The sequence below is a fragment of the Vreelandella lionensis genome (genome assembly GCF_002087295.1).
In the GTDB taxonomy this organism is placed as follows: Bacteria; Pseudomonadota; Gammaproteobacteria; order Pseudomonadales; family Halomonadaceae; genus Vreelandella; species Vreelandella lionensis.
The window spans coordinates 22,761-29,539 of the sequence record NZ_MWVI01000096.1 but is presented as its reverse complement, the minus strand read 5'-3'; the positions used below and the strand labels follow the sequence as shown (position 1 = coordinate 29,539).

Genomic DNA, 6,779 nt, shown 5'->3' with positions numbered 1-6,779 from the left:
TGGCCAACGTGACGCCCGCCAGTACCAACACGCCAACTCCGCCCATGGCGAGTTGCCCGAAACGGGTCAGAATACGGGCGGTATTGCCGTGGTTGTAATGTTGCCCCAACTAAGTGGAACAGCGGCCACAGCGAGGCTACCCAGAACGCCGCCGCCATCAAGTGAATGATCAGCAAGCCAGCCAGAACGAGGCGTGGGGTGTTCACCGTATGTCCCGCCTGCACGAACGCCAGCATCACCAGTAACACGCCCACTAGGCTCAAGCTATTGGCTGTTTTTGAGAGGGTTAAGGTATTGAGCTGAATCGCCTGGACCAACAGCAAGCCAGTTACCACCAGTATCAGCCGGGTCCCGGACGCACCCTCGAACACGATCCCGAGTAGCATTGGGTTGGTTGCAGCCCGCCACGAGAATCATCGCGACGGTCCAGACGTCGAGGCTATTTACGGAGAACCACCAGGCCATGGGTCAGGGCTCGACCGAGAAGTTAAAACCGTCGGTCATCATGTGCCCGTCATCCGATAGGCCGCGCCAGCGTACCTGGTAGTCCCCAGCCGAAAGAATTTCACCTGGTTTTACGAAGTAGCGTTCGACCTGTTCACTGCCTGGCTGACCATAAAGAGGAACGGGGCCGTCCGGGCCTGCCACTTCAAACTGGGTGATACGCATCATGCCACCAAACTCGATGCCAATCTCTGCTGGGGAATCCTGAATGGTCACGCCATCCTTAGGTGAAGTGCTTGCGCCCCCTTCATGGGCCAGCACTGGGATTGCTAGCGACAGCAACAGCGTTGCTAAGGTAGCGTGAATGATAGGGAGCGAACTCGTCTTCTTTTGTATAGCGTATCCTTATATATTTTTAGGGTTGAATGGATGCCGTTACTTCATCGCGGAGGCGCTAAAACTGATTCGGCTGAGCCTTCTTACATCGTTCATCTGCCCTGTTTGGCGAACAAGGCGCATGGCGTCGTGCTTTTCTTCATGGAAATGAGTCGGTGTTATAACGTGCCAACCTGAAACAGGGCTGAAAATGGCGGAAAAAATGATCTGTGACAACACTTAGGTATTGGGATCGGTTTCTCCTTTACCTTTGGGCCACCTATAGGTTGTAGGTTTATAACGAAAGCTAACTCCGCCTTCTTCCATTTTTAATGGATAAGGCGATGTCTCGACCAGCAACATGATAAGAGGAAATATCATGGTTAAGCACAAGATGATCTTTGCCATTGGTCTGGCTGCAAGCCTCAGTGTCCCCAGCAGCGGCATTTTCGCTCAAGGTATGAGCCAAGGCGCCCAAGGTCAGGGCAATATGATGGACGGCCAAGTCGGTATGGGTTCGGGCATGATGATGGGCAGTCAAGAAGACATGTACCCAGGAATGATGATGGGAGGGCAAAGCGGGATGATGCCTTGTCCAATGATGGGAGGCATGGGGAGCATGGGCGGTATGCTCGACGAGCAGCAGATGAGTACCATGCGTGAGATGCGCCAAGAACACCGCGCGGCCCAGCTTGAGCGGATGGGCGAATTGATGAACCTGCGCGACGACATGATGCAAATCATGCAGACTGAACGCCCTGAACAATGGAAAGTAAAGACGCTGCATGCTCAAATGGCCAGCCTTCATGGCGATATGATGGCTGATAACGTGCGCATGCATAACCAGATGCAGGACTTACTAACCGACGAGCAGCGTGAACAAATGAGTGGAAGCATGCCCAGCCACCATGGCTCGCAATAAGCCATGGGGATTGCCTATTCCTTATAGGAGTGATGCCATAATGAACGCGAAATGCTTTGCTTTTATGGGGTCAATGGGGTGGTTAGGCTGGCTGATGCCCCTGGCCATGCTGTTATTAGTTGGCTTCGCGATCGCGTCGCTGGCCAAGTACCTCTTCAGTCGTTCACGTTAAGGAGTTGAAAATAATGCGACATATGACAACCAAACTTTTGCTCTCGGGTTTCATGCTGATTGGGACGGTCTCCGCTCAAGCGGCGTTACCGCCAGAGGCAACACTGTATAAGAACCCCCAGTGCGGCTGTTGTGACGAATATGCCCGCCATCTTGAGGAACTTGGCGTAGACGTCACCAATTATTGATGACGTCGAGCTGGGTGATATCAAGCAGCAGGCGGGCGTTCCCTATGGTCTGGGATCGTGCCATACCATCGAAATAGGCGAGTATTGGGTTGAAGGTCACCTTCCGATGGAAGCCGTAAAGGCGCTGTTTGAGCAACAGCCTAAAATAGATGGAATTGGTTTAGCAGGTATGCCGATTGGTACGCCAGGTATGCCAGGGCCACAAGACGGTCCTTACGATGTCTACGCGTTTACAGACTAGGAAGATGAGCAGTTTATGACCCTTTAATTGAGTGATCAAAGCTGGCCTGTTGGTTGCGGTGCTCTTTCGCTGACTCTAAAGCTTTTCATTTATAAAAATTCTACCGATTTCGCTTACGTCAACCATGTTGTTTACGGCTCGAGAGTTTTCCCATAGCCTCGGCCAAAAGCAGCCTATTATTTGCGTCTATCTAACTAATTAAAATTAGAGACAGTGCAAGTATTTCTCAGTAGTTGCGACCGAGGCATGGCCCAGTCGGTCGCGCACGTAGAGCAAGGCATAGGTCTGAGCCTTGGATTGCATCATTGAGTACAGCGTATGCGTGGGATTGGTGATGGCACTCAGGAGATCAATCGATTGATGCTTGCTTAGCACCCAAATTACGGTTCGTGGCGTCTTCAGCGTGACATCTGCGGTCGTACGTCTTCCTCCACTCGCACCGACGTGAGCGAGGAGGCCTGTAGGTTGCCTAACCATTACCGTTTTCATGGCATACGGAACAGTCATCACCCAACCACACTTGGTGCCATACCGATAGAATGCGCAAAGAAGTCGTAGCCGGGCATTCACCGTTGCTGCGGCAAGGCACCGCCCTCGGGGCTTAGGTTCCAGCCCCGGAACTCCACGAATACCGTAGTTTCTCGGTCATTGCCCACATCACGCCAGTCAATAGCATTCACCTCACACCAGCCAAAGAACTGATACAACGCTTTCCGGCATGTTATCCACGACTTCCTGGATTGAACCCTGCCACGCTTGATCAGATGCGCTATACAAATGTCCAGGGCTTCCTCAGTAATCTTTCCCTCCCTAGATATAAGGATTGGAAAGCCGGTGTAATTTGGGTTTGAACTTGCTCGTGCTGGAGAAGAATCCATTCTGCGCTTCTACCAGGGTGTATCACTTTGGCAATCGGTAATCAGCCAAGCTGGCGCACGTACCAGGTGCCTATGATAATATCAGCAGTGGCCACGGTTGGTGCCATTATCAGCATGAGCCCGGTCAGTAACCTGGCTGACCTGTACCTCATCACTCTGCCTTTGGTCCCTAGTCTTTTTTGTTTGATTTTAGCCGTTTCTGATGGTCAGCTAACTGCTTGCGCAGATCCTCTTCGCGGGATAAAGCGATTGCCAGCTGTGTCCGGGTGTCTGAGTGCTCTTCCTGAATATTTGCCAACTCCTCAATCCGCTTAGTCGCTGTCTTCAGCTCGCTACGGGCGTCGCTGGAAGATGTCTTGATCTTGTCGAGATCGGTACGAAGCGTTGCGTTCTCGTCCTGCAGCTCACCGCTGCGCCTCATAACAGAGGCATTCTCCGCACGTAGGCTGGCATGTTCCTGCTGAAGAGAAGAGAGGTCGTCGTTGACGGCCTCGAGCGTTTTCTGGAGCTGCAATTCACGTTTACTAGAGGTTTCCAGTTCCCGTGTAGCGGCTTTAAGCTCGCTTTCAATTGTGGCCAACCGGGCGCTGCTATCGGCTTTCTCGTCTCGCAAGTGGTCGACCAACGTTTGTAGCCGTTGCGCTTCAACACGCATGGTTTCCAATTGCTGATTCTGGCGGGAGAGCTGGTCTTGTAAATCGGTAACTCGTCCCATAGCATCCGCTGCCCGCTGCCTTGCGGTGGCATTCTCCGTCACAAGCGTATGGATCTCCTCCGTCTGCTGCTCAATGCGCTGCCCATCCTGATGGCCGTGTTCACGCAAGGTTGCGATGCTGGCCTCTAGTCGCTCAATCTCGCGTAGCGCCTCATCTCGCTCTTCGTTGGCAGCTTTCTCGCGCTGTTCGGACTCTGCGCGTATCTTCTCGACTTCTTCATCAGCGTGCTGGCTAGCGGAGCGCCATAGTTCAGCCCCAACCCGCTCCAAGACAGTGCGGATCTCATTCGGCATTTCTCGCACAGCGATGGCATTGTCTTTTAGGCTATCGCGCCACTCACGCATGACCGGGGAAATATGCGACAGGGAGCCACCACCCAGGCATTCGCGCACCTGTTCATTGGTGGGCCTGTCGATGCCTTCGGATACCAGCTTCTCGGCAGCATCAATGATGCGTTGCCGTATTTCCGGCTTAATAGTCATGCCGGGCTATCTCCTAGTGTATGTATTGTATGTATGTATTATACATAAGATACATACATACAATATAGTCAACAGCTTCGCTAACCTAAAAATAATGCTAGCGCAGCCTACTAGATGATCTGCTGTGCAACATTCCCACCTAAGAATGCAACCAGTGCAGGAAATCTATTGGGAAAGATCGTGCCAATGTTGAAAGCCATAGCTGTTGCGGGATCGGTGCAACACCCCACCGCAGTGACTAAACACAAAAAAAAGCCTCCCGAGGGGGAGGCTGTTGAATGGTAAAGAAAAAAATCAAGCTGCCGCGGTTGCTGCAGTTGAGTCTTCTTCTCCGTCGATCAAACCGCACTGTTGTGCCATTTGCTCGATGAAGTTGACCGCCTTCTGCGCATCAGCCAGAGCACGGTCGATCTCTTTGGCCTGGTCACCTTTGAGCCGTGAAGCCCATCCAGTGAGGTAGGACGCCGAGTTTTCGGGGGTAGCAGGGAGACCAAAGCGCCTGGCTGCAAGCCAGGCGCCAGCTTCTGCCACTACTTCCTCTCGAGCGCGATCGCTCTTGTCCCGGTTGAGGCGCGAGGGAGCACCAGTAGCATGGATCAGCTCATGCAGGCCGGTGGCCGCAATTTCACTAACCTCATGGAACTGTTCAGGACGGGGCAGGCGTATGCCATCCGTAGAGGGCCTGTAGTAGGCCTTGTCACCGCCCCAGCTTAAAGGGATGCCCGATGCTTCAATCAGCCGTGCAACGAACTGCACGGGCTCAGGTTGAGCTTCTAAGACAGGTGGCTTTGCAGCCTCTGTCAATGGGTCCGCCAGCTGCTCCTCGTTAAACACATAAAAGATACGGTTCACGGGGATGATTTTCTCCTCCGTTGTGCCGTTCTCCTTCTTCTCGCGCTTTTTGTGGAATTTCCAAAATTCCACGGGAGTGGCCTTTTCGCCCTTGCGGGGGTGAGTGCAGAGATCCTTCGCTTGCTTGAAAGTCACCCAGGCAGGGCTGGTGTAGCCGTTTTTATCTGAAGCAATCCAGAGACTGATGATATTTGACCAGCCAGTGTAAGAACGCCCTGAAGAGGCGTTATAGGGCTGGCTCACATCTTTGTCGCCTGGTTTCCAAGGCTTCTGCCAGGGGGCTGTGCCTTCCATCAAACCTTGTATGAGTGCTTCGCGGATACCATCGATTGCACGTTTGCTCATGATCTATCTCCTCTCTCATTCCTGCAGTAGTGCAGGTCTCAAGAAGGGATAGGGCGCTAGGTGACAGCCGGTGGGGGGTCAGTGCTTCCCCTAACTCTAATCGAGACCCGGCAGCGGGAATGAGAGAGGAGAGAATGATGAAGCACACCAACCAGTTGGATATGTTCGCAGTTAGTGAGGCGGCCAAAGTTTATAGTTTCCCTGGAAAGGGAACCGTAGAGACCGCAGAGCAGCGTAAAGAGAGTGAAGATGCTGTTATCTCAGAGGCACTGAACATCATCGAAGCACGGTTCTATGGTCAGCTTGAGAGTGAGGGTGCAAAGATAACGGCTCCTTGGATAGCGGTTGATTATCTGACGCCCAAGTATGCGGAACTGCCTTACGAAGTGTTCTCAGTGACGTGGCTGAACTCGCAACATCAAGTCATCAAGCATGAGGAGCTTTTTAGAGGCACCGTGGATAAGGCGGCTGTCTATCCTAGGGAAGTGGTTAGAAGTGCGATTGAAACGAATGCTTCCGCCGTATTGTTGTGTCACAACCATCCTAGCGGTAGTCCTCACGAGAGTGATGCTGATCGTCAGACTACTAAGAAGCTACAAGAGGCTTTGGATGTGATCGACGTAAAGGTGATAGACCACATTATTGTGGCTGGCACCGAGCATGTCAGCTTTGCAGAGAGGGGGCTGATATAACTTCAACGGTTATGCCGTTTTCATGGCCTCACCAGCATTCCAGATGGTGAGACTTTTTTATGGGCTATCCTTTAATTGTTAAACCTGCTGTGATGTTGATACTGCTCTTCTAACGGCCCACAAAGAAACTCGGTGGCTTGGGGGGTGTTAGGAAAGGCTGGTTAATATAAAAAGGTTAAAGGGTTAAGGCTGGGTTAAAACAGGGTTACGAGCGAGTAAAGAAGCATCAAACCACTGAAAAGTATGCATTATCTTTCAAAAACCGATGCAACGTCACCACTGCTTGCTATGCAACATTCCCACCGCTTGCTGTGCAACATCCCCACCTGGGGCTCAAAGTTATCCTCCTGATGTCCACAGAAAACGTCTTTTTGTCCACATTTTGGCTCATTTAGGCACCATCTGTGCAACATTCCCACCTGCAAGATTTAAGGCATGATAGGTTGACAGGATCGATTCGATTCGCTCTGCAT

Annotated in this window: 6 protein-coding genes and 1 pseudogene; 3 read left to right on the top strand and 4 right to left on the bottom strand. The window is 52.1% G+C overall.

What is annotated here, in order from left to right; genetic code table 11:
• A pseudogene (locus tag B4967_RS15180) lies at positions 1-386 on the bottom strand (hypothetical protein); the annotation flags it as partial.
• Between the two features lie 82 nt (positions 387-468).
• Positions 469-786 carry a copper resistance CopC family protein gene (locus tag B4967_RS15175; RefSeq protein WP_243470628.1) on the bottom strand — a complete coding sequence of 106 codons (318 nt, stop codon included), beginning with the start codon at positions 784-786 and terminating at the stop codon, positions 469-471.
• Positions 787-1,198: 412 nt separating this feature from the next.
• Here B4967_RS15175 and B4967_RS15170 point away from each other — a divergent pair, with 412 nt between their 5' ends.
• Both B4967_RS15170 and B4967_RS19785 read left to right on the top strand, forming a co-directional pair.
• Positions 1,199-1,741, top strand: coding sequence for a hypothetical protein (locus tag B4967_RS15170; protein WP_083026146.1), 543 nt, complete (start codon positions 1,199-1,201; stop codon positions 1,739-1,741).
• Positions 1,742-2,206: 465 nt separating this feature from the next.
• Positions 2,207-2,341: a DUF411 domain-containing protein gene (locus B4967_RS19785; RefSeq protein WP_340638789.1), complete on the top strand. Its 135-nt coding sequence runs from the start codon at positions 2,207-2,209 to the stop codon at positions 2,339-2,341.
• 1,047 nt (positions 2,342-3,388) lie between these two features.
• On the opposite strand, the gene B4967_RS15155 is transcribed toward B4967_RS19785, so the two are convergent.
• Positions 3,389-4,417: a DNA-binding protein gene (locus tag B4967_RS15155; protein ID WP_083026144.1), complete on the bottom strand. Its 1,029-nt coding sequence runs from the start codon at positions 4,415-4,417 to the stop codon at positions 3,389-3,391.
• A gap of 294 nt (positions 4,418-4,711) precedes the next feature.
• Positions 4,712-5,614, bottom strand: a complete 903-nt coding sequence (locus tag B4967_RS15150; protein WP_083026142.1) for an ArdC family protein — start codon at positions 5,612-5,614, stop codon at positions 4,712-4,714.
• Positions 5,615-5,751: 137 nt separating this feature from the next.
• Here B4967_RS15150 and B4967_RS15145 point away from each other — a divergent pair, with 137 nt between their 5' ends.
• Positions 5,752-6,306: a JAB domain-containing protein gene (locus tag B4967_RS15145; RefSeq protein ID WP_083026139.1), complete on the top strand. Its 555-nt coding sequence runs from the start codon at positions 5,752-5,754 to the stop codon at positions 6,304-6,306.
• Positions 6,307-6,779 lie beyond the last annotated feature (473 nt).

Coding starts and splice junctions, on each gene's coding strand:
- B4967_RS15150 (WP_083026142.1), bottom strand. CDS start 5,614: ATGAGCAAACGTGCAATCGATGGTATCCGCGAAGCACTCATACAAGGT.
- B4967_RS15170 (WP_083026146.1), top strand. CDS start 1,199: ATGGTTAAGCACAAGATGATCTTTGCCATTGGTCTGGCTGCAAGCCTC.
- B4967_RS15155 (WP_083026144.1), bottom strand. CDS start 4,417: ATGACTATTAAGCCGGAAATACGGCAACGCATCATTGATGCTGCCGAG.
- B4967_RS19785 (WP_340638789.1), top strand. CDS start 2,207: ATGGAAGCCGTAAAGGCGCTGTTTGAGCAACAGCCTAAAATAGATGGA.
- B4967_RS15145 (WP_083026139.1), top strand. CDS start 5,752: ATGAAGCACACCAACCAGTTGGATATGTTCGCAGTTAGTGAGGCGGCC.